Source organism: Collinsella sp. AM33-4BH (genome assembly GCF_003469205.1).
Taxonomy (GTDB): domain Bacteria; phylum Actinomycetota; class Coriobacteriia; order Coriobacteriales; family Coriobacteriaceae; genus Collinsella.
In genome coordinates, this window is the sequence record NZ_QSIN01000002.1 from 37,758 (window position 1) to 62,251 (window position 24,494).

At 59.6% G+C, this 24,494-nt stretch carries 22 protein-coding genes, 1 other RNA gene and 1 riboswitch; of the genes, 14 read left to right on the forward strand and 9 right to left on the reverse strand.

Annotated features, from left to right (window positions below):
* The first annotated feature begins 2 nt into the window (after positions 1 to 2).
* Complete coding sequence (locus tag DW821_RS01675; protein WP_158563834.1) at positions 3 to 662, forward strand: SGNH/GDSL hydrolase family protein; 660 nt, start codon at positions 3 to 5, stop codon at positions 660 to 662.
* 79 nt (positions 663 to 741) lie between these two features.
* Positions 742 to 1,353, forward strand: coding sequence for a pentapeptide repeat-containing protein (locus DW821_RS01680; protein WP_082435543.1), 612 nt, complete (start codon positions 742 to 744; stop codon positions 1,351 to 1,353).
* Between the two features lie 145 nt (positions 1,354 to 1,498).
* Here DW821_RS01680 and thiD read toward each other — a convergent pair whose 3' ends face one another.
* Positions 1,499 to 2,329 (reverse strand): bifunctional hydroxymethylpyrimidine kinase/phosphomethylpyrimidine kinase, encoded by an 831-nt coding sequence (gene thiD, locus DW821_RS01685; protein WP_118065214.1) that lies wholly within the window; start codon positions 2,327 to 2,329, stop codon positions 1,499 to 1,501.
* Positions 2,330 to 2,506: 177 nt separating this feature from the next.
* Positions 2,507 to 3,841, reverse strand: coding sequence for a phosphomethylpyrimidine synthase ThiC (gene thiC, locus DW821_RS01690; RefSeq protein ID WP_099431544.1), 1,335 nt, complete (start codon positions 3,839 to 3,841; stop codon positions 2,507 to 2,509).
* Positions 3,834 to 3,949: riboswitch (TPP riboswitch) on the reverse strand. (Overlaps the previous gene by 8 nt.)
* Positions 3,950 to 4,012: 63 nt before the next feature.
* On the opposite strand from thiC, the gene DW821_RS01695 reads away from it, so the two are divergent.
* Positions 4,013 to 4,528 carry a hypothetical protein gene (locus DW821_RS01695; RefSeq protein ID WP_118065216.1) on the forward strand — a complete coding sequence of 172 codons (516 nt, stop codon included), beginning with the start codon at positions 4,013 to 4,015 and terminating at the stop codon, positions 4,526 to 4,528.
* Positions 4,529 to 4,568: 40 nt separating this feature from the next.
* Here DW821_RS01695 and DW821_RS01700 read toward each other — a convergent pair whose 3' ends face one another.
* Together DW821_RS01700 and DW821_RS01705 are read right to left on the reverse strand one after the other, a co-directional pair.
* A complete protein-coding gene (locus DW821_RS01700) occupies positions 4,569 to 5,378 on the reverse strand; it encodes a YaaA family protein (RefSeq protein ID WP_118065218.1) in 810 nt (269 codons plus the stop codon).
* A gap of 103 nt (positions 5,379 to 5,481) precedes the next feature.
* Positions 5,482 to 6,879: an aminopeptidase gene (locus tag DW821_RS01705; protein ID WP_118065220.1), complete on the reverse strand. Its 1,398-nt coding sequence runs from the start codon at positions 6,877 to 6,879 to the stop codon at positions 5,482 to 5,484.
* 166 nt (positions 6,880 to 7,045) lie between these two features.
* On the opposite strand from DW821_RS01705, the gene polA reads away from it, so the two are divergent.
* A complete protein-coding gene (gene polA, locus DW821_RS01710; RefSeq protein WP_118065222.1) occupies positions 7,046 to 9,796 on the forward strand; it encodes a DNA polymerase I in 2,751 nt (916 codons plus the stop codon).
* A gap of 130 nt (positions 9,797 to 9,926) precedes the next feature.
* Here the strand turns inward: polA and DW821_RS01715 are convergent, their stop codons facing one another.
* Positions 9,927 to 10,931: a LacI family DNA-binding transcriptional regulator gene (locus tag DW821_RS01715; RefSeq protein ID WP_117640307.1), complete on the reverse strand. Its 1,005-nt coding sequence runs from the start codon at positions 10,929 to 10,931 to the stop codon at positions 9,927 to 9,929.
* 210 nt (positions 10,932 to 11,141) lie between these two features.
* Here DW821_RS01715 and rpe point away from each other — a divergent pair, with 210 nt between their 5' ends.
* Positions 11,142 to 11,795 carry a ribulose-phosphate 3-epimerase gene (rpe, locus tag DW821_RS01720; RefSeq protein ID WP_117640306.1) on the forward strand — a complete coding sequence of 218 codons (654 nt, stop codon included), beginning with the start codon at positions 11,142 to 11,144 and terminating at the stop codon, positions 11,793 to 11,795.
* Positions 11,796 to 11,863: 68 nt separating this feature from the next.
* Positions 11,864 to 12,328: a ribose 5-phosphate isomerase B gene (rpiB, locus tag DW821_RS01725; protein ID WP_118065224.1), complete on the forward strand. Its 465-nt coding sequence runs from the start codon at positions 11,864 to 11,866 to the stop codon at positions 12,326 to 12,328.
* A gap of 145 nt (positions 12,329 to 12,473) precedes the next feature.
* Here the strand turns inward: rpiB (DW821_RS01725) and DW821_RS01730 are convergent, their stop codons facing one another.
* Entirely contained in the window at positions 12,474 to 13,301 is an 828-nt protein-coding gene (locus tag DW821_RS01730) for a Cof-type HAD-IIB family hydrolase (protein WP_117640302.1), read from the reverse strand.
* 554 nt (positions 13,302 to 13,855) lie between these two features.
* Between DW821_RS01730 and DW821_RS01735 the strand changes: the two genes are divergently transcribed.
* The 4 genes from DW821_RS01735 to ndk all read left to right on the forward strand — a co-directional run bounded on the left by DW821_RS01735 (position 13,856) and on the right by ndk (position 17,817).
* The gene (locus DW821_RS01735; RefSeq protein ID WP_117640300.1) at positions 13,856 to 15,082 is read left to right on the forward strand and encodes an argininosuccinate synthase; all 1,227 of its coding nucleotides are present in this window, start codon (positions 13,856 to 13,858) and stop codon (positions 15,080 to 15,082) included.
* A 233-nt stretch (positions 15,083 to 15,315) separates the two neighbouring features.
* Positions 15,316 to 15,486, forward strand: a complete 171-nt coding sequence (locus DW821_RS10150; protein ID WP_158549324.1) for a hypothetical protein — start codon at positions 15,316 to 15,318, stop codon at positions 15,484 to 15,486.
* 118 nt (positions 15,487 to 15,604) lie between these two features.
* Positions 15,605 to 17,035 (forward strand): argininosuccinate lyase, encoded by a 1,431-nt coding sequence (gene argH, locus DW821_RS01740; protein WP_117640298.1) that lies wholly within the window; start codon positions 15,605 to 15,607, stop codon positions 17,033 to 17,035.
* A 377-nt stretch (positions 17,036 to 17,412) separates the two neighbouring features.
* On the forward strand, positions 17,413 to 17,817 hold the full coding sequence (gene ndk, locus DW821_RS01745) for a nucleoside-diphosphate kinase (RefSeq protein ID WP_055251725.1): 405 nt from the start codon (positions 17,413 to 17,415) through the stop codon (positions 17,815 to 17,817).
* 180 nt (positions 17,818 to 17,997) lie between these two features.
* Here the strand turns inward: ndk and rpiB (DW821_RS01750) are convergent, their stop codons facing one another.
* Positions 17,998 to 18,465: a ribose 5-phosphate isomerase B gene (gene rpiB / locus DW821_RS01750; protein WP_035138007.1), complete on the reverse strand. Its 468-nt coding sequence runs from the start codon at positions 18,463 to 18,465 to the stop codon at positions 17,998 to 18,000.
* A gap of 270 nt (positions 18,466 to 18,735) precedes the next feature.
* On the opposite strand from rpiB (DW821_RS01750), the gene DW821_RS01755 reads away from it, so the two are divergent.
* Positions 18,736 to 20,055, forward strand: coding sequence for a serine dehydratase subunit alpha family protein (locus tag DW821_RS01755; protein ID WP_118065226.1), 1,320 nt, complete (start codon positions 18,736 to 18,738; stop codon positions 20,053 to 20,055).
* A gap of 269 nt (positions 20,056 to 20,324) precedes the next feature.
* On the opposite strand, the gene DW821_RS01760 is transcribed toward DW821_RS01755, so the two are convergent.
* Positions 20,325 to 21,083 carry an HAD family hydrolase gene (locus DW821_RS01760; RefSeq protein WP_118065228.1) on the reverse strand — a complete coding sequence of 253 codons (759 nt, stop codon included), beginning with the start codon at positions 21,081 to 21,083 and terminating at the stop codon, positions 20,325 to 20,327.
* A gap of 315 nt (positions 21,084 to 21,398) precedes the next feature.
* Here DW821_RS01760 and rpsA point away from each other — a divergent pair, with 315 nt between their 5' ends.
* The 3 genes from rpsA (at position 21,399) to DW821_RS01775 (ending at position 23,971) form a co-directional block, all read left to right on the forward strand.
* A complete protein-coding gene (gene rpsA, locus DW821_RS01765; RefSeq protein ID WP_022095232.1) occupies positions 21,399 to 22,565 on the forward strand; it encodes a 30S ribosomal protein S1 in 1,167 nt (388 codons plus the stop codon).
* 324 nt (positions 22,566 to 22,889) lie between these two features.
* An RNA gene (gene rnpB / locus DW821_RS01770) (RNase P RNA component class A) lies at positions 22,890 to 23,251 on the forward strand.
* Between the two features lie 81 nt (positions 23,252 to 23,332).
* Positions 23,333 to 23,971, forward strand: a complete 639-nt coding sequence (locus tag DW821_RS01775; protein ID WP_199576928.1) for a YigZ family protein — start codon at positions 23,333 to 23,335, stop codon at positions 23,969 to 23,971.
* Positions 23,972 to 24,038: 67 nt separating this feature from the next.
* Here DW821_RS01775 and DW821_RS01780 read toward each other — a convergent pair whose 3' ends face one another.
* Entirely contained in the window at positions 24,039 to 24,485 is a 447-nt protein-coding gene (locus tag DW821_RS01780; protein ID WP_089571609.1) for a C-GCAxxG-C-C family protein, read from the reverse strand.
* Positions 24,486 to 24,494: the final 9 nt, after the last annotated feature.

A 24,494-nucleotide genomic window follows, 5' to 3' on the forward strand; every position in this document is an offset into this window, starting at 1 on the left:
CGATGAAAAACGTTCTATGCTTTGGTGACAGCAACACCTATGGTTACGATCCGGCGGGCATGCGCGACGGTACCGCGGTGCGCTATGCGCAGGATGTGCGCTGGTGTGGCGTGGTCCAACGTGACTTAGGCGAGGGCTGGCATGTAATTGAAGAAGGCCTCAACGGCCGCACGACGGTACGCGACGACATGTGCCATCTGGACACTAACCTCAACGGTATTCGCGCGCTTCCGATGCTGCTCGAGGCCCATAAGCCGCTGGACGCCATTGTGATCATGCTGGGCACCAACGACTGTAAGACGGTCTTTAACGTGACAGCTTCCGATATCGCCCGTGGCGCCATGGCGCTGATTCGCGCCGTCCGCGCGTTTCCGTGGACCGACGCTGCGCCTTGCCCGCGCATCCTGCTGATGGCTCCTATCAAGATCAAGCCGCAGATCGCCGATGTGTATATGACCGACTTTGACGAGCATTCCGTTGAGGCATCTGAGCTTTTTGGCGAGTACTATGCGCACGTGGCCGAGCAGTTTGGCTGCGACTTTTTGAATGCCGCCGAGTTTGCCGAGCCGGGCGATATCGACTATCTGCATATGATGCCCGAAAGCCACGAGAGCTTGGGACATGCCGTGGCAGCCAAGCTCCAAGAGATGCTCGGTGAGTAGCGCGACCCCAAGCCACCGCAAAGGGGACAGGCACCTTTGCGGTGGTTTTGCCCGGGTAAACGAACGGATTGGCTGCCATATGGGCATGGACGAGCTCATCGACCTCTTTGCCGAGGGCGATGAGCTCGTCTCCAATACCGCTTTTGAGGATTTGGATCTTGCCTACGACGTGGCGAACGGCGCGACCTTCGATGGCGTTGTGTTCCGATCTTGCGAGTTCGATAGCGTTGACTGGAGCGGCTCGACGTTTCGCGACGTGGTGTTTCGCGGTTGCCGCTTTATCCGCTGCAACATGGAAGGCTGCTGGCTCAGCCGCTGCGACTTCGTTGACTGCTCGGCACCGGGACTCAACTTGCTCAAGGCGCGCCTGTCGAGCGTGTCGTTTGGATCGTGCGATTTGAGCTATGCGAACCTTTCGGAGGGACGCATTGGCCCTATGACAGCATGCGATACACGTCTGAGAGAGGCTGCGTTTCAGGGTGCCAAGCTGGGTCAGATACGCCTGGATGGCTGTGACCTGACGCGTGTTGATGTGTTCAAGACGTCGCTTTCCGGCGTTGATGTGTCGCGCTGTACATTTGCAGCGCCCGTTGTTTCGGGCGATTACCATGAGTTGCGTGGCTTGACGGTCAATGCCGAGCAGGCGCTGGCACTCTCGGGTTTGTTGGGAATTCAACTCGCCGACGAATAGGCGCTCTGGTCCTTTGCTCGACCGCTATCTAAAATCAAACCGTCGCAACATTTAATGATTTTTCGCGTTTGCACGATTTTCATCGAATGTTGCGACGGTTTTTGGTGCAAGGTAGCCTGTCTCTTTTTGGCAGGTTACTGGCTATTTAGTACTGCCACATGTGGTTGACAGGGCCGGAGCCTTTGCCCATGTTCAGGCCGGCGGCGAGAGCGCCGGTCAGGTAGGCCTTGCCGGCGTTGATGGCGTCGGCAAGTTCCATGCCCTGGGCCAGCGCGCAAGCGATGGCGGATGAGAGCGTACAGCCGGTGCCGTGCGTGTTGCTGGTCTCAATGCGCTTGTGGCGAAACCACGTAGTGAGCGGATCGCCCAGGTGGTTGCCCTCGTCATCGAGGGGCGCAGGCTCGGCCAGTACGTCGTTGGCCTCGTTGACAAAATGACCGCCCTTAACCAAGGCTGCGCAGCCAAAGCGGCGGGTGAGGAGCATAGCGGCATTTTGTTGCGTGCGCTCGGAATCGACCTCGTAGTCGAGCAGCGTCATGGCCTCGGGAATGTTGGGCGTGATGACCGTTGCCAACGGGAACAGGCGGCGGGTGAGTGCCTCGGAGGCATCCTCGGCAATCAAGCGCGCGCCCGAGGTGGCGACCATGACGGGGTCGACGACCACGTTGGTTGCGTTCCAAGCGCTCAAGCGGTCTGCGATGACTTCGATAATCTCGGCAGAGGAGACCATGCCAATCTTGACGGAACTCGGGCGGATATCGTCAAAGACAGCGTCAATTTGCGCGGCTACGATATCTGGCGAGATATCCTGCACGGCGGTGACGCCCAGTGTGTTTTGCGCTGTGATGGCGGTGATGGCCGTCTCGGCATACAGGCGGTGCGCCGTGATGGTCTTGATGTCGGCCTGAATGCCGGCACCGCCGCTGGAATCGGATCCCGCGATGGATAGAACGGCGGGTACCTTGCTGCGATCCATGTTCGCTCCCTCGTTCGGTCGGATTCAAATGGGTCTTCAATCCGCATTATAAAGATGCCCGGGCCGGCTGTATGCCGATCCCGGGCGGGCGGTGCAATCTTTACGTAAATATAAACAAATGTTCACATGTCAACAATTGACGAGCACCTTGTTGCCGATTGTGGCTCCAATGACGCGTTAATCCTCCATGCCAAGATCGATCGTCGTGCCCTCGAACACCTTGTTGACGGTACGGACGGCGCACATCTTGCCACACATGGTGCAGGTGCCCTCGGTGGCGGCGGGGGATTCCTCGTAGCGCTTCTTACCGGTGACCGGATCGAGAGCACACTTCCACATGGCATCCCAGTCGAGCTTGCGACGTGCCTGGCCCATCTTGTCATCCATGTCGCGGGCGTGCGGCACCTTCTTGGCGATATCGGCGGCGTGCGCGGCAATCTTGGTGGCCATGAGGCCATCGAGCACGTCCTGGGCGTTGGGCAGGCACAGGTGCTCGGCCGGCGTCACGTAGCACAGGAAGTCGGCACCGGAGCTGGCGGAGATGGCGCCGCCGATGGCAGCGGTGATGTGGTCGTAACCCACGCCGATATCGGTCACCAGCGGCCCGAGCACATAGAACGGGGCATTGTGGCACAGGCGCTTCTGCAGTTTCATGTTGGCGGCGATCTCGTCGAGCGCCATGTGACCCGGACCCTCGACCATGACCTGGACGCCGGCAGCCCAAGCGCGCTTGCACAGCTTGCCCAGCTCGATCATCTCAGCGGTCTCGGTGGCGTCGTTGGAGTCGTAGAGGCAGCCCGGGCGGCAGGAGTCGCCGAGCGAAATCGTCACGTCGTACTCGTGGCAGATCTCGAGCAGCTCGTCAAAGTACTCGTAGAAGGGGTTTTCGTTGCCGGTGACCTCCATCCAGCCAAACAGCAGCGAGCCGCCGCGGCTCACGATGTTCATCAAGCGGCCGGTCTCCTTAAAGGTCTTGGTGACCGACTTGTTGATGCCGCAGTGGATGGTCATAAAGTCCACGCCGTCCTCGGCGTGCGCGCGCACGACCTCGAACAGGTCATCCTTGGTAAGCTTGACCAGCGGCTTTTCCATGTAGCCGATGGCGTCGTACATGGGGACGGTGCCCACCATGAGCGGCGTCTCGTCGATGAGCTGCTGGCGGAACTGGCGCGTCTTGCCCGAGTTGGAAAGGTCCATGATGGCGTCGGCGCCAAAGTCCTCGGCGATCTTGACCTTCTTCCATTCCTCGGCGGCATCGGCTTTATCGCCCGAGATGCCCAGGTTGACGTTGACCTTAGTAGACAGGCCCTCGCCGACACCAAAGGCGCGCATGCCTTTTTTGATGTGCACGATGTTGGCGGGAATGGCGATGCGGCCGTCGGCCACGCGCTCGCGGATGTACTCGGGGTCGCGATGCTCTCGCTCGGCGACTTCCTTCATCTGCGGCGTGATCTGCCCGGCGCGGGCGAAGTCGATTTGCGTGACGAGCTTGGGCTCGGTCTGTGTGCTCATTGGCACGGCTCCCTTCGTTGGCATTACCCATATCAGGTTTGCGGGTCAGGGCGGGCGCGCCCAGTCTCAGCCTGCCGTCTTGTCCTGCAAGCTCCCCGTTTATGTAATGGGCTCAAGTATAGCTCGAATGGGTACGATTGGCCTAACGAGCGTGCCTGTGGGGAGGCGAACATGGAAGACAAGCATCTATATCGAGAGACGCAATGGGATGTATCGGCCGAGGAAAGCCGTGCGCACCATGGCCTTGTCGCGATTGGTTTTGCGGTGCTTGCCGTGCTGGTGATTGCCTTTTGTATCTGGACGTTTGGCGGTCACGGCGGCGCTGCATGGGAGTTCGAGGCCGACGATGCCCTGCCGATCATGACAGTGAAGGTTACGGGCGGCAATACCGTTGCCGCGCCGGGCGACTATTGGTATCCGCGCGACGAGTTTGTGCAGCTGCAGTTGAGCGGCGGGTCTATTCCGGGCGAAGAAATCGAACGCGTGACGTATGATGCGGCGCTCAAAACGCTGACGGTGAAGCTCAAGAATCAGGGCGACGTGCCTACGACTATGGATATCGCGCTGACGGAATGGCGCTTGGAGCCCCCATCGGGTGTTGCGGTGTCCGAGGTAGAGCACGTTAAGATTACCTACCAAAATGGCTCGACAAACGAAGTTGCCAAAGCCGACGGCTTGGCGGAATAGACGCCGTGCCTAGGCAGCACATTCAAAAGTAGCGGTGGTCCTACAAGGTCTGTTCGTTCAGGAAGACCAAAGTGTTCTTATTTGAAAGCTCGGGAAAGTGACGATAACCAACGTCAAACGCGGTGAGCCCGCTTACATCCTCGAGCTTGTTTTCTGCCATCCAGCGCACCATGGAACCACGTGCCTTTTTGCTGGCGGTCGACCGTTGGATGGGCTTCCCGTTGCGGATACCCTCGCCAAAGAGGCATGTGACGGCCGTGGCGTCGCCCGCGAGGTGGGGCAGAACGGTTTTGGCATACTCTACGCTGGCGAGGTTGACGATCGTAGCGTTGGAGCCCGCCGGAGCGATGGCCCGCGCGAGCTTGTCGTTCCAAAACGCGTAGAGGTCTCGGGCATCGTCAACGGCGAGCTTCGCGCCCATCTCCAGCCGATACGGTTCGACGGCATGAAAGGGACGAACGCACCCGTAGAGGCCGGAGAGGATCCACAGATGGTCTTGCAGCCAGGCAAGCTGCGCGGAATCCATCACCTCGGGTGCCATGCTCTGGTATTGAATCCCGTGATAGGACATGACGGCAGGGGAGAGGTGACGGGCGAGTACGGGATTGTCGAGATCGCCGCTTTTCAGGATGGGCCCGAACTCATGCAGGGTGTTGAGGCAAGGTCCCAGCAGTTTGTCACTCACGTTCCACAGCGCCTGCAGGCCGCCGCTGCCTTCATTCCGCTCGATATCTAGCAGTGCGCGGTGGAGGCGAGCCGTCTCGCGCACAAAGGGTGGGATGCCCAGGACTTCAAAAGCATCTTGGGCCGCGCGCATCTGCTTGGCGGGCGAAATGATGACCTGCAGCATGGACTCTCCTCTGCCAAAAAGGAAGTTGCGGTGGAATACGGTCTGTTTTGGCCGTTTATGGGCCAGTTTAGTCCGTATTTCACCGCAACTGACGAAGGGTTGGTTAGGCGCGCTCGATGAAGGCCTTGTAGCCGCGATAGGCCTCGTAGATGTCGGCCTTGTTGGCGACCTCCCACAGGGCGTGCATGGACAGGACGGCAACACCGGAGTCGATGACGTTCATGCCGTACTTGGCCATGATGTAGGCGATGGTGCCACCGCCGCCCGCGTTGACGCGGCCGAGCTCACAGGTCTGGAAGTCCACGCCGGCCTCGTCCATGATGTCGCGGATGAGGGCCACATACTCGGCGTCGGCGTCGTTAGAGCCGCCCTTGCCGCGGCTGCCCGTGTACTTGTTAAAGCACAGGCCGCGACCCATAAAGGCTGCGTTCTTGGTTTCGAACTTGCCGGCGTAGCCCGGGTCGAAGCCGGCGGACACGTCAGAGGAGAGCATACGGCTGTGGGCGAGTGCGCGGCGCAGGGCCAGCGGGCTGCTCTCGCCGGCGAGCGTCATGATCTCGGCGACGGTGTTCTCGAAGAAACGGCTCGTCATGCCGGTGGCGCCCACGGAGCCGATCTCCTCCTTGTCGACGATGAGCGTGATACTCGTACGCTCGACGTCTGCCACGTTGATCTGGGCGAGCATGGAGGGGTAAGCGCAGACGCGGTCGTCGTGGCCATAGCCCAAAATCATGGAGCGGTCGAGACCCATGTCGCGGGCGGGGCCGGCGGGCACGACCTCGATCTCGGCGGAGAGGAAGTCCTCCTCCTCGACATCGTACTGTTCCTTGAGGATATCCAAGAACATCTGCTTGACGGGCTCCTTGGGGGCGTCCTTGTCGTCCTCATCGAACTTGACGGGGCGGCCGCCCACGATCACGTCGAGGATCTCGGCGTCGACGGCGTCCTTGGCCGGCTTGGACATCTGCTCGCTCGAGAGGTGGATCAGCAGGTCGGAGATGGTAAAGACCGGGTCGTCAGCCTTGTCGCCGATGTTGATGTCGACGGTGGTGCCGTCCTTTTTGCAGATGACGCCCACAAGCGCGAGCGGGGAGGCCACCCAGTGGTAGCTCTTGACGCCGCCGTAGTAGTGCGTGTCGAGGTAGGCCATGTCGCCGGCCTCGAAGGCGGGATTTTGCTTGAGGTCCAGGCGAGGCGAGTCCACGTGGGCGCCCAGGATGTTAAAGCCCTGCTCGAGCGGGGCGGTTCCAAGGTTGACGAGCATAAGGTCCTTGCCGTGGTTGGCGGCGTACACCTTGTCGCCTGCCTTGAGCTCGCGGCCTTCGGCGATCACGGTCTCCAGGTCGACGTAGCCCGCCTCCTCGGCCATCTTGATGCCGGCCTTGACACACAGGCGCTCGGTCTTGTTCTCACTCAAAAACTGCTTATAGCCGCGGCAAAGCTCCTCGAGCTCCTCGATCTGCTGTGGCGTGTACTTTTTCCATGCGCAGGGACGCTCCATGACGCAGGCTCCTTTCGGATCGATCGTGCTGGTTAATGTACCGTGAGCCATCGTATCACGCGCGGGCGCGCGGTGGCGGAGGAGCTTGATGTGCGGTGGCCGCGAGGCGGGGAGCGTGTAAACTGGTGGGAGCAAATCGTGCCCAGCCCAAAGCGAGGTATTCAATATGTCTGACAAGCGCCGCACCTTTGCCGTTATCGACGGCAACTCGCTCATGCACCGCGCCTTCCACGCCGTGCCGCCCACCATGAACGCGCCGGACGGTCGCCCCACCAACGCGATCTTTGGCTTTTTAAACATGTTTCTCAAGATGATCGACGCCTTTAACCCCGACGGTGTGGTCGTGGCGTTTGATAAGGGCAAGCCGCGCGTGCGCATGGAGATGCTGCCGCAGTATAAGGCGCAGCGCCCGCCCATGGACCCCGACCTGCACGCGCAGTTCCCCATGATTAAGGAGCTGCTCGCTGCGCTCAATGTGCCGATTTTGCAGTCCGAGGGCTGGGAAGGTGACGATATCCTGGGCACCATGGCGCGCCTGGGCGAGGAAGCCGGCTGCGACATGCTGCTGGTGACCGGCGACCGCGACATGTATCAGCTCGTGACCGAGCACGTCAACGTGGTCTCGACCCGCAAAGGCCTGTCCGACGTGGCGATTATGACGCCCGAGAGCGTGGACGACCTGTATCACGGCATCACGCCGGCGCTCGTGCCCGATTTTTACGGTCTGAAGGGCGATACGTCGGACAACATTCCCGGCGTACCGGGCATCGGCCCCAAAAAGGCGAGCGCGCTCATCGCGCAGTACGGCAGCCTTGACGAGGTCATCGCACATGCCGACGAGGTCAAGGGCAAGATGGGCGAGAACCTGCGCGCGCATATCGACGACGCGCTGCTGAGCCGCAAGGTCGCAACCATTCGTACCGATGCGCCTGTCGAGCTCGACTTTGATGCGACGTCCTTCCCGGCGTTTTCTGCCGACGAGGTGTCCGCTACGCTGGGCACGCTCGGCATTACGGCCATGCAGAACCGTTTTCTCTCGCTGATTGGCGGCGAGGGTGGGGCTGCGGCCGCTGCCAGCACGTTTGAGCTGCCTGCCGTTTCGCGCGCCACTGCCGGCGATGCCGAGGCGCTTGCTGCCGCTGTCGCCGAGATCGCTCGCGCGATTGATGCGGGCGAGTGGATTGCCGCCGTGGTGGACGATGACAAGGAGGAGGGCGCGCTTTTTGGCCTGACGCGTACGCTGTGGCTGGCGACGTCCAAGGGGCTGTTTGCGCTCGAGGAGGGCGACGGCGCATCGCCTGGCGAGGTCGATGGCTTTAACGTTGCCCACGGCGTGATCGCCGGTGTGCTCGCGCGCCTGTTTATGGAGGGCCGCGTTGCGAGCCCGGATATGAAGGCGCTGCTGCATGAGCTTTCGCCCATCGATTCTTCTGAGCCCGAGCTCATGGATCCGCTGGCCGCCGATTCCACGCGCATCTTCGATACCGTGGTCGCCGCCTACCTGCTGGATTCCGACCGCTCCGAGTTTGATGAGGCGTATCTGGCCGATACCTATCTGCAGATGACGCTGCCTGCGGCGCGCGGCGCGGAGGGTGCCGGTGAGGACGCTCCTGCCCCTGCTGCCCGCACTGCGGCCCTGACGCTGGCGCTCGTGGCGCCGCTGCGCGACCGCATGGCCCGCGAGAACGCCGCCAACGTGTTCGATGGCATCGAGATGCCGCTCGTGCCGGTGCTTGCCAAGATGGAGCGCGCGGGCATGCTCGTGGACCCCGACCGCCTGCATAGTCTGTCCGAGGGTCTGGCGACCCAGATTGCCGAGGTCGAGCGGAGCATTCGCGATCTGGCCGGCGACGAGACCTTTAACATCGGCAGTCCCATGCAGCTCTCGCACGTGCTCTTTGACGTGATTGGCCTTCCGACCAAGGGCCTCAAAAAGACCAAGCGCGGCTATTATTCGACCAACGCCAAGGTTCTGAGCGACCTTGCCCGTGACCACGAAATCGTGCGTCTGATCTTGGACTGGCGTGAGAAGTCCAAGATCAAGTCCACCTATCTGGACACGCTGGGCCCGTTGCGTCGTGGTGACGGTCGCGTGCACACCACGTACAACCAGACCATCACGGCGACGGGTCGTCTGTCCTCGAGTGACCCGAACCTTCAGAACATCCCGACGCGCTCGGAGCTGGGCCGTACTGTCAAGACGGCGTTTTCGGCAGGCGAGGGAAGCGTCTTTTTGGCGGTGGACTACTCGCAGATCGAGCTGCGTCTGCTGGCGCATCTCTCGGGTGACGAGCATCTGGTGCGCGCCTTTAACGAGGGCGAGGACTTCCATGCCGAGACGGCCGCGCGCGTGTTTGGCGTGCCGGTGTCCGAGGTGACGCCCGACCTGCGCAGCCGCGCCAAGACCGTGAACTTTGGCATCGTGTATGGTCAGCAGGCTTACGGCCTATCGCAGTCGCTGCATATCTCGATGGCCGAGGCACGCGACATGATCGACCGCTACTACGAGGCCTACCCGGGCGTGCGTACGTTCCTCGACAACGTGGTGGCGCGTGCCAAGCAGACGGGCTATGCCGAGACCATGTACGGCCGCCGTCGCCATATTCCTGAGCTCAAGGCCAAAAACCCGCAGCTCCGCGGCTTTGGTGAGCGCACGGCCATGAACCACCCCATGCAGGGCACCGCCGCCGACATCATCAAGATCGCCATGGCCCGCGTAAGCCGCCGCCTGGAAGAAGAGGGCTTTGCTGCCCACATGATTCTGCAGGTACACGACGAACTGGACTTTGAGTGCCCCGTCGACGAAGTCGAGCGCCTCACCGCCATGGTCCGCGACGTCATGGAACACGTAGTAGACCTCCGCGTCCCCCTAATCGCCGAAGCCAGCACCGGCATAACCTGGGCCGACGCCAAGTAGCGAGCGACGAGCTTGCGGGCGATGACCATGGGTGCGACGCTTCTGGCCGCCCGATGGTCGCAGGTCGCCAATGCCGACGCCGCGGAACGTTTTCAGGCTTGGATGCGTCCCGCGGCGTCTTTCTGTGCGGTTAGCAGCTCCTGCGGCGCACGAGCTCTACGGGGGCCACGGTCTCCATGGCGGGGGTGCGGCCTGCGATGAGGTCGAGGAGCGCCTTGCAACCCTCTTGTGCCATGAGCTCGGGGTGGCGCTGAACCGTGGTGATCTGCGGCGTGGTGAGCTTGGAGTAGATGGAGTCATCGTAGCCTACGATCTTGATGTCTCCGGGCACGTTGAGACCTGCTGCCTGCACGGCGCGCAGCGCTCCTGCGGCCGAATGGTCGCTTGTGGCAAAGATGCCGTCGAGCGGCATGCCCGCATCGATCATTCCGGCAACGATATCCTGAGCCTCGTCCATGCTAGGACGCTGGCCGGTGACGTAGGCCATGTACTCGCGGCGAAGCGGCAGGCCATGATCGGCGAGCGCATGCATATAGCCCGTGAGGCGGTCGTTGCGGTCGTAGTCTGCGGTAAAGCTCGAGATGGTGAGGATGTTTTTGCAGTCGCGGTCAATGAGTGCGCTCGTTGCCAGGTAGGCGCCGCGTTCGTCATCGGTCCCCACGTGGGGGATGGCGAGGTCCGACTGCGGCATGCGGTCGATGCAGACCACGGGGATACCGCGCGTGACGATGTCGTCCGTGAGCTCACGCAGGCCCGAGATGCATATGATGCCGTCGGCCTGCTTGCTGGCAAGGCTATGGAAGTAATCGCGCTCGCGCTGCGGATCGTTGCCGCTGTTGCAGACAAAGACAGAGTACCCCTGCGCCGCAAGCGTGCGCTCTACGTGGTAGGCGATCTTGGAAAAGAAGTCGTTGGATATATCGGGCACGATCATGCCTATGGAGCGCGACTGCGCTTGGCGAAGCGTCTTGGCGGACTGGTTGGTAACGTAACCGTACTGGTCGATAACATCCTGCACGCGTTTGCGCGTGTCCTCGGAGAAACGGCCAACGTTGTTGACCACATGGCTCACGGTGGCTACGGAGACCCCGGCAAGTTGGGCGATTTCTTTCATTGAGAGCTGTTTTTGCGCCATGGGACCTCCAGCTTGGTTAACGCCTGCTGGTTAACAATTATAACGTCCTATTTGGTTAACACTTGATTATACGATTAACCATGAATTAGGTACCGTTCACGGAGTGAATAACTACCGCTTACCGATTCATACACTGGAATTTGGTAGATTCGCAGCTGGTTATACGATTAACCAAATGACGCTCTTGGACGAATTTGTGAGGGATCATCTATGCTTCTCTGCCCCAGTATGATGTGCGCCGATTACGGCGAGCTTGCCAACACGGTGCGCGAGCTCGACTCCGCGGGTGCCGATGTCTTTCACTGCGATGTGATGGACGGTAGCTTTGTACCTAACTTTGCGATGGGCCTCGAGGACATCAAGGCCGTGCGCGCTGCCACGCAAAAGCTCGTCGACGTGCATCTGATGATCGAGAACCCGGCGGCCAAGATCGACCTCTTTGCCGATGCGGGCGCTGATATCATCTACATTCATCCCGAGTCCGAGCGCTATGTGGTCAAGACGCTCGCCGCCATCAAAGCGCTCGGTTGCGCTGCGGGCATCGCCGTCAACCCTGATACCGCGGTGACCCTGCTCGAGGAGATTCTCAACCTATGCGACTACGTGATGGTCATGACGGTCAATCCCGGTTTTGCCGGGCAGGCGTTTATCGAATTCACTAAAAAGAAGATTGAACAGCTTGCGGCTCTCAAGGATGAGTACGGCTTCAAGATCATGATCGACGGCGCCTGCTCGCCCGCGCGTGTCAAGGAACTCTCGGCCATCGGTGCCGACGGCTTCATCTTGGGCACGAGCGCATTGTTTGGCAAGGACATGACCTATGCGGAAGCGCTTGAGAAGCTGCGTCAGGGAGAGGAGTACTAACCGCGGCAGGCCAGAGGATGTCAGTTAATAGCAAAGAGCCATGTGGCTCGATCGAAAGGAACCTGTAAATGAAGATCGCAATCGGTAACGACCACGTGGCCGTCGAGCTCAAGAACATCATCAAGGAGCACCTGGAGGAGCGCGGCTACGAGGTCGTGGACTTTGGCACCAACTCCACCGAGCGTTTTGACTATCCCATCAGCGGCTACAAGGTCGGCTGCGCCGTGGCGGCAGGGGAGTGCGATCTGGGCGTTCTTATCTGTGGCACAGGCGTGGGCATCAGTCTGGCAGCCAACGCGGTTGAGGGCGTGCGCGCCGTGGTATGCTCCGAGCCCTATTCGGCCAAACTCAGCCGCGAGCACAACAACACCAACATCGTGGCCTTTGGTGCCCGCGTGGTGGGCTCCGAGCTCGCAAAGATGATCGTGGACGAATGGCTCGACGCCAAGTTCGAAGGCGGCCGCCACCAGCGCCGCATCGACATGATCGCCGAGATCAAAGAGACGCAGCATCTTGAAGCGGCTGAAGCCTAGCCATATAGACCACACAGAAAAAGGGCCCGTATCAACAACGAGCCCTTTTCAATTCAAATAAATTCAGCCAAGTATCTAGACGCCAAGACGCCATCTAGGCGGCAAGCAAGTAACCCATGCGCCCGGCCAGGTCCGACGAGCAGCGTTAACGAGCCGCCACGATAGCGTCGATGAGCGTCAGTACGCCCCCGTCGTTGTTGCTCGGAATGCGCCGCTCAGCATGCGCGTTCATATGCTCCTCGGCATTGTCCACGATAAAGCTGTGACCGACGCGCTCAAGCATGGGGATGTCGTTGTAGGTATCGCCCACGGCGGCGGCATCGGCGATATCGATGCCCAGGCACTCGCAAAGATGCGCCACGCCCGAACCCTTGTCGACGCCCAGGTTCATAAAGTCGATCCACTCGCGGCCCGCATTGGTGACGTAGAGCCGATCCGAGAACGTGGGGCTATAGGTCTCGCGGAATGCAGGCTCGGCATCGTAGCCGGGGAAGAAGATCGAAATCTTGTTAGACTCGACGTCAAGGCCCTCAAAGGTATCGACGTAGTTGATCGTGTTGTAGTAAACGCTGAGCTCGTCGTGGTATTGATGGTCGCGAGCAAGCACGTAAAACTCGTCGAAGCAGCATAGCACGGGGACGGCGCGCGAATCCTCCGAGGCGCGCGCAAGCACCTGCTGATACAGCGCCACATCGATAGTGCTCTTATAGATATAGTTGCCGCGATAGATTACGCACGCGCCGTTATCGGGGCAAAAAGCGATGCGGCCCTTAATGTCCTCGAACATCTCCTCGAGCTTGGGAGCGGGACGTCCGCTGGCGGGGCAGAACACGATGCCGGCCTCGGCGAGCTTTTCCAAGCGCTCATCGAGGCCCTGGGGTAGCACGCGCTCGTCGGTCAGCAACGTCTTGTCCATATCGACGGCGAGAAGCTTAATGTTGCCGATAGCGGCGTCAGATTCAAAAGTTTGCATAAAACGCGCCTTTCCGTTTCTAATTTGTTTCGGGCGGAATAACCCTCCAGTTGCTAATCTGGCGTATTTTCGCAGGATTGGCGCGTATTTGCACCACACTTCACAAAGTAATGAAAAAAAATTTCAGAAATTTGAATTTGTCGCTTGCGCTGTAGGCACTTTAGCGTAATATAGCGACCATCGAAAACGGAGACGGAAAAACAACCGCTTACCGAGGAAAAGGTACCGTTTACGATATTAGAATTGCGCCCGGCGGTAGGTGAAAGGAGAGGCAGATGCAGTTCGTAAAGATCATCACTACTGCAGACAATGCCATCCGACGCCAGCGCGCAATTTCCCGACGACGATAACAATCGTCTCTGTCCGTATGGGGCTAAATGCCCCAACAGAGTCATTTTGAGGTCGTTGGGTTTTAGCACGACATAGACGCATGTTTCTAGGGCATGTTGTGCTGCTTTTTGCTATTTAACCTGATATTGCACGGTTTTTGACCTCGAAATGACTTGCAACTGACCGATGTTCTAACTAGCTACCAAGGGCGAAAGGAAACAGCCATGAGCAAGGAAAAAGTCGTTCTCGCATATTCCGGTGGTCTTGATACATCCGTATGTGTCAAGTGGCTTCAGGACGAGAAGAATCTTGATGTCGTTTGCGTCTGCGGTAACGTGGGCCAGGAGGAGACCGGCCTGGATGCCAAGAAGCAGAAGGCGCTCGACCTGGGCGTTCTGGATTGTCAGGTGCTCGACTTGCGCGACGAGTTCTCCGATGAGTTCCTGACCAAGGCCATCGCGGCCAACTCCATGTACGAGAACAAGTACCCGCTGCTCTCCGCCCTGTCCCGCCCGCTGCTCGCCAAGAAGCTCGTCGAGGTTGCTCACGAGTTTGGCGCGACCTACGTCGCCCACGGCTGCACCGGCAAAGGTAACGACCAGGTCCGTTTTGAGGCTGCCGTCAAGGCGCTCGACCCCGAGCTCAAGGTTATCGCCCCGGTTCGCGAGTGGGATCTGAAGTGCCGTCCGGACGAGGTCGCCTACGCCCACGCCCACAACGTGCCGGTTCCCGAGGGTGCCAACGACAACCCCTATTCCATCGACGACAACCTGTGGGGTCGCGCCATTGAGTGCGGTCACCTGGAGGATCCCTGGAACGAGCCGCTCGACGACGCCTGGGTTATGACCAAGAACCCCGAGGATACGCCCGACGCCCCGACCTACACCGAGATTGAGTTTGAGGCGGGCAAGCCCGTCGCCGTCGACGGCAAGAAGATGAAGCTCTCCGAGATCGTCATCGCTCTCAACAAGATTTCCGGCGACAATGGCTTTGGTCGCCTGGACCTGGTCGAGGACCGTCTGGTGGGCCTCAAGAGCCGCGAGTGCTATGAGGTCCCCGGCGCCCTGACGCTTATCACCGCCCACAAGGCGCTCGAGGACATTTGCGTTGAGGGCGACCTGCTCAAGGAGAAGATTAAGCTTGAGCAGGATTGGGCCACCGCCGTGTATAACGGCCAGTGGTACAGCCCGCTCAAAAACGCGCTCGATGCCTTTATGGCCGACACCCAGAAGTTCGTGACCGGCACCGTCCGTCTGAAGTTCTTTAAGGGCAACTGCCATGTCGTCGGCCGCAAGAGCCCCTTCAGCCTCTACGATTACGGCCTGGCCACCTACGACCGCGACACCACGTTTGATGAGAAGGCCAGCGCCGGCTTTATCGAGATCGATACGCTGTCGCTCAAGACGTGGGCTAAGGTCCAGGGTCCCAGCTCCGCTGCAGCCCAGGCCTAAGGCTTCTCTTCCTTGGTATCCGCGCGGCCCATCCGCGTGATACATAACGGGCGCACGGGGTCCCTACCTTTCGTTATGCTTGCTGACACTTCTTAACATCGGTGGCCCCTACGTTCCGCCCGCATATATGATGCCGCATCTGCGGCTGAGTCCGAGCCCCGCCGGGGTTGTCCGGCGGGGCTCTTTCTATCAATTTGGCGGCTCTGTGCCTATATATATGAGGAGTATCCATTATGCTCAATGCTATCGCGCATGCTTTACTTGCCCTTGCGCCCGAGTTCGATGCTGCAAAGGTCGAGGACGTTCCCATGAGCCTGAAGGCCTGGATCGATGGTTCGCAGGGCAACATCCGGAGGGAGACGTTGGGCGCCAAGTGCATGGCGCGTCACTTCTTTGCAAATTAGCTACATGGCCCCGCGCACGGTGGGGAATGTGTAAAACTAGCGGTTGATAAATCGCTTTAGCGACAGGGCGCATTGCTTTGGGCGCTTGTTTTGGTATTTGGAGAAAGGGGACGGTTCCATGGCTCTTTGGGGCGGTCGTTTTGAGGCGGGCGTGGCCGAGGTCACGCAGGAGTTTGGCGCGTCGCTGCCGGTCGACAAACATCTCTATAAGCAGGATATCGCCGGCTCTAAGGCGCATGCCAAGATGCTGGCGGCTCAGGGCATCATCAGTGCCGAGGATGAGCAGGCGATTGCCAAGGGCCTGACCGGAATCGAACAGGATATCGATGCCGGTAACTTCACCTTCGATATCAACGACGAGGACATTCATATGTCCATCGAGAGCGAGCTGACGCGTCGCATCGGCGAGGCCGGTAAGCGCTTGCATACCGGGCGTTCGCGCAACGACCAGGTGGCGACCGACACACGCCTGGGCGTCAAGGCGCTGGCCAAGGAGCTCATGGAGGCCAATCTTGAGCTGCGTCATGTGCTGGTGGATGCGGCCAAGAAGTACGACAAGGTGATTCTGCCGGGCTACACGCACATGCAGCACGCTCAGCCCGTGCTGCTGTCGCATCATCTGCTGGCGTATTCCTGGATGTTCGCGCGCGACTTTACGCGCCTGAAGGCCGCCTTTGATGCCGCCGACAACTGCCCGTTGGGTGCTGCCGCGCTTGCCGGTACGAGCTATCCGCTCGATCGTCAGATGACGGCTGCCGAGCTTGGCTTTGCGGGTGTGATTCCCAACTCGCTCGATGCGGTTTCCGACCGTGATTTCCTGCTCGATCTGCATTACGCCGGCTCCGTCATGGCCATGCACCTGTCGCGTCTTTCCGAGGAGATCGTGCTGTGGTCGAGCTCCGAATTCGGCTTTATCACGCTTTCCGACTCGTATTCCACCGGCTCGTCTATCATGCCGCAGAAGAAGAACCCCGACTTTGCTGAGCTTATCCGCGGCAAGAGCGGTCGCGTGTACGGCAACCTGGTGCAGCTGCTCGTGACCATGAAGGGCCTGCCGCTTGCTTATAACAAGGACTTGCAGGAGGACAAGGAGGGTGCGCTCGATACCGCCCATACGCTCATGCAGTGCCTGTCGGTTATGGCCGGCATGATCTCGACCTGGACTGTCAACGAGGACGCCATGGCGCGCGAGTGTGGTGTGGGCCACTTGGCAGCCACTGATGTTGCCGATTACCTGGCAAAGCGCGGCCTGCCGTTCCGCGAGGCACATGCCGTGGTGGGTCATCTTGTCCTGATGTGTGAGAAGCGCGGCTGCAATCTTGAGGACCTGCCGTTTGAGGTGTTTCAGGAGGCAAGTCCGCTCTTTGAGCGCGACATTACCGAGGCACTCGACATCCCGTCGATTGTCGCCGCGCGCACGACCGAGGGTGGTACCGCCCCTGCTGCCGTTGCCGTGCAGTTGGGAAGCGCCGAGGCGCAGCTCGCGGCCGATGAGGGTGTGTTTGGCTCGTTATCCAAGGTCGTCGAGATGGGCCACGGAGCTAATTAGCTTATTGGATGCGTCTGTCTGGTGTGTTCATCATATTTTGCCTTTACGGGTGCCCGCTACGGTGGGCACCCGTTTTGTTATAGAGAAGAAAGGAGCTTGTCGAGAACTTCTGTAGGACATTTGCGCAGGTTGTGAAGGGGGTGCGTTCACGGGCGACAATCGACCGCCCGTTCTGTTCGTTGCAGTTGAAAGTGGGACGGATGGTACTCTAGTCGGGCTTCGAAACAGAAGTGACACATATGGAGCGCTTTAATAAATAATAACGCTTCAATAAACGGCTTTTTGTTTAACTGCAGCTAGAACTCTGTTACGATGCAGTCCAGGCGGGTGCCGGAATGGGACTTGGGCACGCGCGAACCTACTTGAAAGGCTACCTTATGGCTATCGAGAAGACCTTCATCATGATTAAGCCCGACGCCGTGCGCGATCGCAAGATCGGCGAGATCGTTGCTCGCATTGAGCGCAGCGGCCTTGTTATCGAGCGCATGGAGATGACCACGCTCGAGCGCGCTACCGTCGAGGAGCACTACGCCCATCTGGCCGACAAGCCCTTCTTTGGCGGTCTCTGCGACTTTATGACGAGCGGTCCGGTCGTCAAGATGGTCGTTTCCGGCCTCTCCGCTGTCTCCAAGATGCGCACCCTTATGGGCGCCACCAACCCGCTTGATGCTGCCCCCGGCACCATTCGCGGCGACTTTGCTGTCGATGTCAACGCCAACGTGATCCACGGCTCCGACTGCCTGGAGAACGCCGAGATCGAGATCAAGCGCTTTTTTGGCTAAACCAGCTTTGACTCCTTAAAGCTGTTAGCGTGTGGCTTGGGCGCCGCGGAACTTCATCCGCGGCGCCCTTTTTATTCCAGTAGACTTTTGGTAAACCCCCACAAATCTACTAAAGAGCCCCCGTCCGGATGTTTCTTCCGGGCGGGGGCTGGCGTTAGCGTCGTATGGCTTTGTGAATCTTTAGGCCTCGTCGACGATCTTAAGGCCGCGCGTGTGGTCGATCTCGTTGAGGAGGTTAACGCGACGCTCGTGACGGCCGCCCTCAAACTCGGCGTCGAGCCACTCGTCGACGATCATCTTGGCGAGCTCGGAGCCCACGACGCGGGCGCCAAAGGCGAGCACGTTGGTGTTGTTGTGCATGCGCGAGAGCTTGGCGCTGAAGGGCTCGGAGCACACGACGGCACGAACGCCCTCGACCTTGTTGGCGGCCAGGCTGATTCCGACGCCGGTGCCGCAGATCAGGATGCCCAGGTCGACGTCGCCGTTGGCAACTGCCTTGCCCACCTTGTAGCCGGCGATGGGGTAATCAAAGCTCTCGGAGGTGTCGGTGCCAAAGTTCACGACCTCGCATCCGCGCTCCTTCAGGTGCTCGGAAATGATGTTCTTGAGCTCGACGGCGGCGTGGTCGTTACCGATACCAATCTTCATGAGTGGTTCCTCTCTGGTCCGTGCGGCGGAATTGCTAAAGGTTTTACCGCGTTCGACTGCATGATAGCGCGACTTTTGTGTAAACGCTCGGGCGTTTTTTGATCAAACGCTTTAGCAGGCAACAAGACCCGCATTTCATGAATGAATGCCGCCAGTTTGTGCTTGAGCGCCGTCCGCCGGAACCATGGTTGCGGTTTTTGATGCATTGTTATCAAATAAAGGAGCCAACTTTTTTGAGAGTCCAGCCCGTTATGCAAGCAGGAGATACCTATGCCTACCGATTCCATCCGTGATGCCGCGTTTTGCGATGTTTTGAACCGCGAGCTTGTCTGTGCACTCGGCTGCACCGAGCCCATTGCCGTTGCCTATGCAGCGGCGCTGGCGAGCCAGACGCTCGGTTGCGAACCCGATCATATGGATGTTGCCTGCTCGGGCAACATTATCAAGAACGTTAAGAGCGTGACCGTGCCCAACTCGGGCGGTATGCACGGTATTGAAGCCGCGGCCGTGCTGGGTGCCGTGGGCGGCGACGCTAAGAGCGCGCTCGAGGTGCTCGAGAGCGTTAACGATGAAGACCGCGCTCGCGTGGCCGAGCTCCTCGCCGACGCTGGCTACTGCGATGTGTCGCTTGTCGAGGGTGTGCCCAACCTCTACATCAAGGTGACTGCGACGGCCGGGGGCCATACCGCGGTCGTCGAGATTACCGATCACCACACTAATGTCACGTGCCATACGCTCGATGGTATTCCGGTATGCGGCAAGTCGGCGGGGGAGTGCGCCGCCTGCGCCGAGCGCGTGGTGGCCGAGCGTGCGGCAGATAACGCCGATACGCCCATGTCCATTGATTCCATCATCGACTTTATCGAGGACGGTGACATTGAGGGCGCCCGCGCTGCCGTTGAGCGTCAGATTGAGCTGAATGGCGCAATCAGTGCCGAGGGCCTTGCGCACGCTTGGGGCGCCGAGGTGGGTCGTACGCTGCTGGGTGCTCGTGCCGATGACGTCGCCTGCCGTGCCCGTGCCCGTGCGGCCGCCGGGTCCGACGCCCGCATGAACGGTTGCGCGCTGCCGGTCGCCATTGTGTGCGGCTCGGGCAATCAGGGCATTACCTGCGCACTGCCCGTCATGGAGTATGCCGAGTACCTGCGCTGCGACCACGAGCGTCTGGTGCGCGCCGTGATGCTGTCCGATCTTATCGCCGTGCATATCAAGAGCTATATTGGTGCGCTTTCGGCGTTTTGCGGTGCTATTTGCGCCGCGTGCGGCGCCGGCGCTGCGATTACCTGGCTGTGCGGTGGCACGCGCGAGCAGATTGGCGCGACGGTCTCGAATACGCTCGGTAACGTGGGCGGCATCGTGTGCGACGGCGCCAAGGCGAGCTGTGCCGCCAAGATCTCGGCTGCCGTCGATGCAGCGATTCTGGGCCATGATATGGCCATGCAGGGTCGCGGCTTCCGCGCCGGCGAGGGCCTGATCCAAGATACCGTTGAGCAGACAATCGCCAGTATGGGCTACGTAGGCCGTGTGGGCATGAAAGATACCGACGTCGAGATCCTCAACATCATGATCGGCAAGACTCGAGTGTGCTAGTTCGTTAGTTACGCGGGTTTACCAACCCGCGTAACGGCTCGACGCTGCAAACCCGCCAGAGCGGCAATCTGCCTTTCAACTTCGGCGGCATGATCAAAAGATCAATGCCGCTTCGTTTCAAGGCACCTTGCTCGCTCTGGCGGGTTTTCGCTGACTTTGCCTAAACATCGGGGTAGTCATTGGGGACGTTCTTAAATGACTAGTCGTTGGGGACGTTCTTGTTTGACTAGTCATTTAAGAACGTCCCCAACGACTATTAAGTCTGAACGTTAGCTCAGTTCGTCGGCTACTTGGTGTTCGTAGAAGGCTTCGATTACGGCGTTGAAGTCGCGGGCGAAGTCTTCCATGGTTCCACGCCAGGTGGCTCGGCCGGGCTTTCCTTGGCCCACATAGGCGGTTTGAATACCGCAGTCGGGGCTGGGGAAATCGCGCTTGGGGTCGTTGCCCACCATGAGGACCTCATGTGGCTCGAGCCCCATGACCTGCAGCTGCTCTAGATAATATGTGGCATCGGGCTTGCAGCGCGTGGCGTTGCCCATGTGCGTTACGAGCTCGAAGGGCGCGTCTGTCAGCTCGCCCCAGCCCATGCGGCATTCGATGGCCCCCTGCGGAAAGCTGGGGTTGGTAAAGAGCGCGCAGCGCAGTCCTGCATCCTGTACGGCCTGGAGCGCGGCATGTGCGCCTGGCATGGCTCTCGCATTGATCATGTCATCGTTCTTGTGTGGCAGGACTTCGCGGTCGTAGTAGGTAGACGCCTCGTAGATGAGGGGGTCGGAGAGGCAGATTCCACACCGGCGCTCAACCTCTTTCTGGTAGAACTCAAGATTGGTGCGATTGTCCGTGCTGCTGCGGCGATTGGCGTTGAGATCGACCAGAATTGTGCCTAGGCGTGCCATCGTGCCGCCTCGGCTGCGTCGCCCGATATCCGCGAGCATCGACGAGACATCCTTAAAATAGCGAAGGATGAATGCGTTGAGGTTGATGCTAAGAAGCGTCTCGTCCATATCGAAAACGACTGCTTTGAGCACGCGGGCACCTTTCTCGTAAATTTGATCTAGAGTCGTTGGCTCCGGATACTTTACCCCAAAGCCAAATGCCTGGCTGGTTATCGTCAAGTTGTGGAGACGTGTGTTCATAAGATTGCGAAAAAGTCTCCATACGAGTAAAAAATCGCAGTTCACGCTTGAAATCGAAGTGATTTCCCCGTAATCTATACGGACGTGATTGCATAAGCGTCACATCAGTATCTGTCGGCTCCCGAGTGTTCCTAAACGTTGTGTGCTTGTCGCACCCTTCTGTAGGTCCTAGCAATCGGGGCCCCGTAGTTCGAAAGGGGTCCACCTTTGAGTGAGATTCAGAACTCGTCCATTTTCTCTCTTGACGATGTCAACGAGGAGGAGATGAACAACCTCATCGACGGTACGATTACCGACTTTGATGAGGGCGATCTCGTTAACGGCACTGTCGTTAAGATCGAGCATGACGAGGTGCTCGTTGACATCGGATTTAAGTCCGAGGGCGTTATCCCGGTCCGCGAGCTGTCCATCCGCAAGGACGCTAACCCTGCAGACATCGTTGCACTCGGTGATCCCATCGAGGCCCTCGTTCTCCAGAAGGAGGACAAGGACGGTCGTCTGGTCCTGTCCAAGAAGCGTGCCGAGTACGAGCGTGCTTGGAACCGCATCGAGGAGAAGTTCAACTCCGGCGAGAACGTCGAGGGCGAGGTTATCGAGGTTGTCAAGGGCGGCCTGATCCTCGACATCGGCCTGCGTGGCTTCCTGCCCGCTTCCCTCGTCGACCTCCGTCGCGTCAAGGACCTCACCTCCTACATGGGCACCCGCATCGAGGCTCGCGTCATCGAGATGGACCGCAACCGCAACAACGTCGTCCTCTCCCGTCGCGTCGTGCTCGAGGAGTCCCGTAAGGCCGAGCGTTCCGAGATCCTGTCCAAGCTCAAGTCTGGCATGCGTCTCCAGGGCACCGTTTCCTCCATCGTCGACTTCGGCGCCTTCGTCGACCTCGGCGGTATCGACGGCCTCATCCACATCTCCGAGCTCTCCTGGAACCACGTCAACCATCCTTCCGAGGTTGTCAAGGTCGGCCAGGAGGTCGAGGTCGAGGTTCTCGACGTCGATCTCAACCGCGAGCGCATCTCCCTGGGTCTCAAGCAGACCACCGAGGATCCGTGGCGCGCACTGGTCAAGAAGTATCCCGTCGGCGCTATCGTCGAGGGCACTGTGACCAAGCTTGTCCCGTTCGGCGCTTTCGTCGATCTGGGCGAGGGCATCGAGGGCCTGGTGCACATCTCCGAGATGGCCAACAAGCACGTCGATCAGCCTTCTCAGGTCACCCACGTGGGCGACAAGGTTCAGGTCAAGGTCATGGAGATCGACCTCGACCGTCGTCGTATCTCCCTGTCCATGAAGTCCGCTGCTGAGACTCTGGGCGTCGAGATCGAGGTTACCCCGCTGCCTTCCGAGAAGAAGGACGAGGAGACTGACGCCGAGTAAATCGGTTTGACGATCACTTGTTTTAAGGGATCCGTCCGTAATGGACGGGTCCCTTTTTGCATTTGGCACCGAGATGCGCAATGCTGCCGGGCTGTCCACAGGCTATTGAATTGTCGGTGCATGAAAAAAGCCGACATCCCGCCTCGGGGAGGAGGCGGGAACGCACCGAGTAGACGGAGGGGTGCGGAGCGCGGTCGCGTCTCGACTGACAACGTTGCCCATCGACGGGATTATTGTAGCGCATGGGCGCTTCTTGGTTTATCGTGTCGAGCGCTTGTGTTGTGCCGTTGCCTGTGGCGGCGGTGTGCTACACTCTTGCACTGCTGAGTGGGCCAGACGGTCGCGCGATGTACTGCTTGCGGTACGCGTGAGGAAAGTCCGGGCTCCAGAGGGCGGGATGCCGGCTAACGGCCGGGCGGAGTGATCCGACGGAAAGCGCCGCAGAAAAGAAGACTCCCACCTGCGTCGCAAGGCGTAAAGGGAAAAGCTGAAACGGTGGTGTAAGAGACCACCAGCGTCGTGGCAACACGGCGGCTTGGCAAGCCCCATCCGGAGCAAGCGCGAATAGGAACGCTATGGGCCGGCCCGGTCCGCGTTCGGGTAGCGTGCGTGGAGCTGCACGGTAACGTGCAGACAAGATAAATGACCGTTCACGACAGAACCCGGCTTACAGGCCCACTTGGCATTTTTGTTACCCTGACAATCGGTACGGCCTTTGCCGTATTATTGAGGCTGTTTGTTGCTGCGCTTTATTTTGTTGAGGGGCTTTGTTGGACAGCTATTTTACTCTGCAATCGAATATTGAGGTTTCGGGCGAGTTTGTGGACCGCAAGAGCCGGTTTATTGCCCAGCTGGTCCATATTGAGTCCGAGGACGAGGCGAATGCCTTTATCGAGATGGTTCGCAAGCGTCATTATGACGCTCGACACAATGTTCCCGCGTGGATTTTGGTCGATGGACGCGAGCGCCAGAGCGATGATGGTGAACCGAGCCGCACGAGTGGTATGCCGACGCTCGAGGTGCTGCGCGGTGCGGGGCTCAAAAATGTTTGCTGCGTAGTGACACGCTATTTTGGTGGTACGTTGTTGGGACCTGGTGGCTTGGTACGCGCCTATACCGCGGCGACGCAGACGGCGGTGGCTGCGGCTCAGGAAGCCGGGCAGATCGTTGAGATGACGAGCGTCGTGCCGGTTGATGTGCGTGTGGCCTATCCGCAGTATGAGCAAGTGCTTCGTTTGGCCCAGGATTCGGATGCCAAGGTTTCGGATACCGATTACGCGGATGCCGTGACGATTCATTTGGTGTTTAAGGCGGGGGAGCAGGAGCCGTTTTGCGTTAAGATGCGCGAGCTTATGGCGGGGCGTGAGGAGATTGAGGTCAGCGCTCCCGAGTTTGCTGAGTTCTAACGACGACGGCCGGCGTGCTTTTGGATGAATCCCAAGCGCGCCGGCCGTCGTTTTATGTTGTCGCCGTTTACTCGGCGAGCTGCTTTAGCACATCGCAGGCGATGTCGACGGCGTCGTCGATGCAGCCGGGGCAGCTGCGGAGCGGACCCTGGTCCGATCCGACGCCTTTGAGCGTGCCGCAGACGGTCGTGGTGTTCTTCTCGCCAAAGCGCTTGGCAATCTCGCGCGACAGCTTGTAGGTCTGGCCCTTGGTCTTGGGGTTCTCCATACCATCGCTCATCACAAAGCCCATGATGGCCACGGCGCCCGAGATGGCGCCGCAGGTCTCGGTCATGCCGCCCATGCCGGCGCCAAAGCCCTCGGTGAGGGTAAAGGCGATCTGGGGGTCGAGCCCCACAGCGGGCGCGAGCGTGCAAGCGACAGCCTGGGCGCAGTTAAAGCCGCGGGCGTGGTACTCGGCAGCCTGAGCCTGGCAGGCGGCAGTGTTGAGCTGGGTGGTATCGATCTGCTTCATCGTTGTCTC

What these genes read in the sequence shown, in the direction of transcription:
- DW821_RS01675 (WP_158563834.1), top strand. Translation starts at nt 3, where the DNA reads ATGAAAAACGTTCTATGCTTTGGTGACAGCAACACCTATGGTTACGAT.
- DW821_RS01680 (WP_082435543.1), top strand. Translation starts at nt 742, where the DNA reads ATGGGCATGGACGAGCTCATCGACCTCTTTGCCGAGGGCGATGAGCTC.
- thiD (WP_118065214.1), bottom strand. Translation starts at nt 2,329, where the DNA reads ATGGATCGCAGCAAGGTACCCGCCGTTCTATCCATCGCGGGATCCGAT.
- thiC (WP_099431544.1), bottom strand. Translation starts at nt 3,841, where the DNA reads ATGAGCACACAGACCGAGCCCAAGCTCGTCACGCAAATCGACTTCGCC.
- DW821_RS01695 (WP_118065216.1), top strand. Translation starts at nt 4,013, where the DNA reads ATGGAAGACAAGCATCTATATCGAGAGACGCAATGGGATGTATCGGCC.
- DW821_RS01700 (WP_118065218.1), bottom strand. Translation starts at nt 5,378, where the DNA reads ATGCTGCAGGTCATCATTTCGCCCGCCAAGCAGATGCGCGCGGCCCAA.
- DW821_RS01705 (WP_118065220.1), bottom strand. Translation starts at nt 6,879, where the DNA reads ATGGAGCGTCCCTGCGCATGGAAAAAGTACACGCCACAGCAGATCGAG.
- polA (WP_118065222.1), top strand. Translation starts at nt 7,046, where the DNA reads ATGTCTGACAAGCGCCGCACCTTTGCCGTTATCGACGGCAACTCGCTC.
- DW821_RS01715 (WP_117640307.1), bottom strand. Translation starts at nt 10,931, where the DNA reads ATGGCGCAAAAACAGCTCTCAATGAAAGAAATCGCCCAACTTGCCGGG.
- rpe (WP_117640306.1), top strand. Translation starts at nt 11,142, where the DNA reads ATGCTTCTCTGCCCCAGTATGATGTGCGCCGATTACGGCGAGCTTGCC.
- rpiB (WP_118065224.1), top strand. Translation starts at nt 11,864, where the DNA reads ATGAAGATCGCAATCGGTAACGACCACGTGGCCGTCGAGCTCAAGAAC.
- DW821_RS01730 (WP_117640302.1), bottom strand. Translation starts at nt 13,301, where the DNA reads ATGCAAACTTTTGAATCTGACGCCGCTATCGGCAACATTAAGCTTCTC.
- DW821_RS01735 (WP_117640300.1), top strand. Translation starts at nt 13,856, where the DNA reads ATGAGCAAGGAAAAAGTCGTTCTCGCATATTCCGGTGGTCTTGATACA.
- DW821_RS10150 (WP_158549324.1), top strand. Translation starts at nt 15,316, where the DNA reads ATGCTCAATGCTATCGCGCATGCTTTACTTGCCCTTGCGCCCGAGTTC.
- argH (WP_117640298.1), top strand. Translation starts at nt 15,605, where the DNA reads ATGGCTCTTTGGGGCGGTCGTTTTGAGGCGGGCGTGGCCGAGGTCACG.
- ndk (WP_055251725.1), top strand. Translation starts at nt 17,413, where the DNA reads ATGGCTATCGAGAAGACCTTCATCATGATTAAGCCCGACGCCGTGCGC.
- rpiB (WP_035138007.1), bottom strand. Translation starts at nt 18,465, where the DNA reads ATGAAGATTGGTATCGGTAACGACCACGCCGCCGTCGAGCTCAAGAAC.
- DW821_RS01755 (WP_118065226.1), top strand. Translation starts at nt 18,736, where the DNA reads ATGCCTACCGATTCCATCCGTGATGCCGCGTTTTGCGATGTTTTGAAC.
- DW821_RS01780 (WP_089571609.1), bottom strand. Translation starts at nt 24,485, where the DNA reads ATGAAGCAGATCGATACCACCCAGCTCAACACTGCCGCCTGCCAGGCT.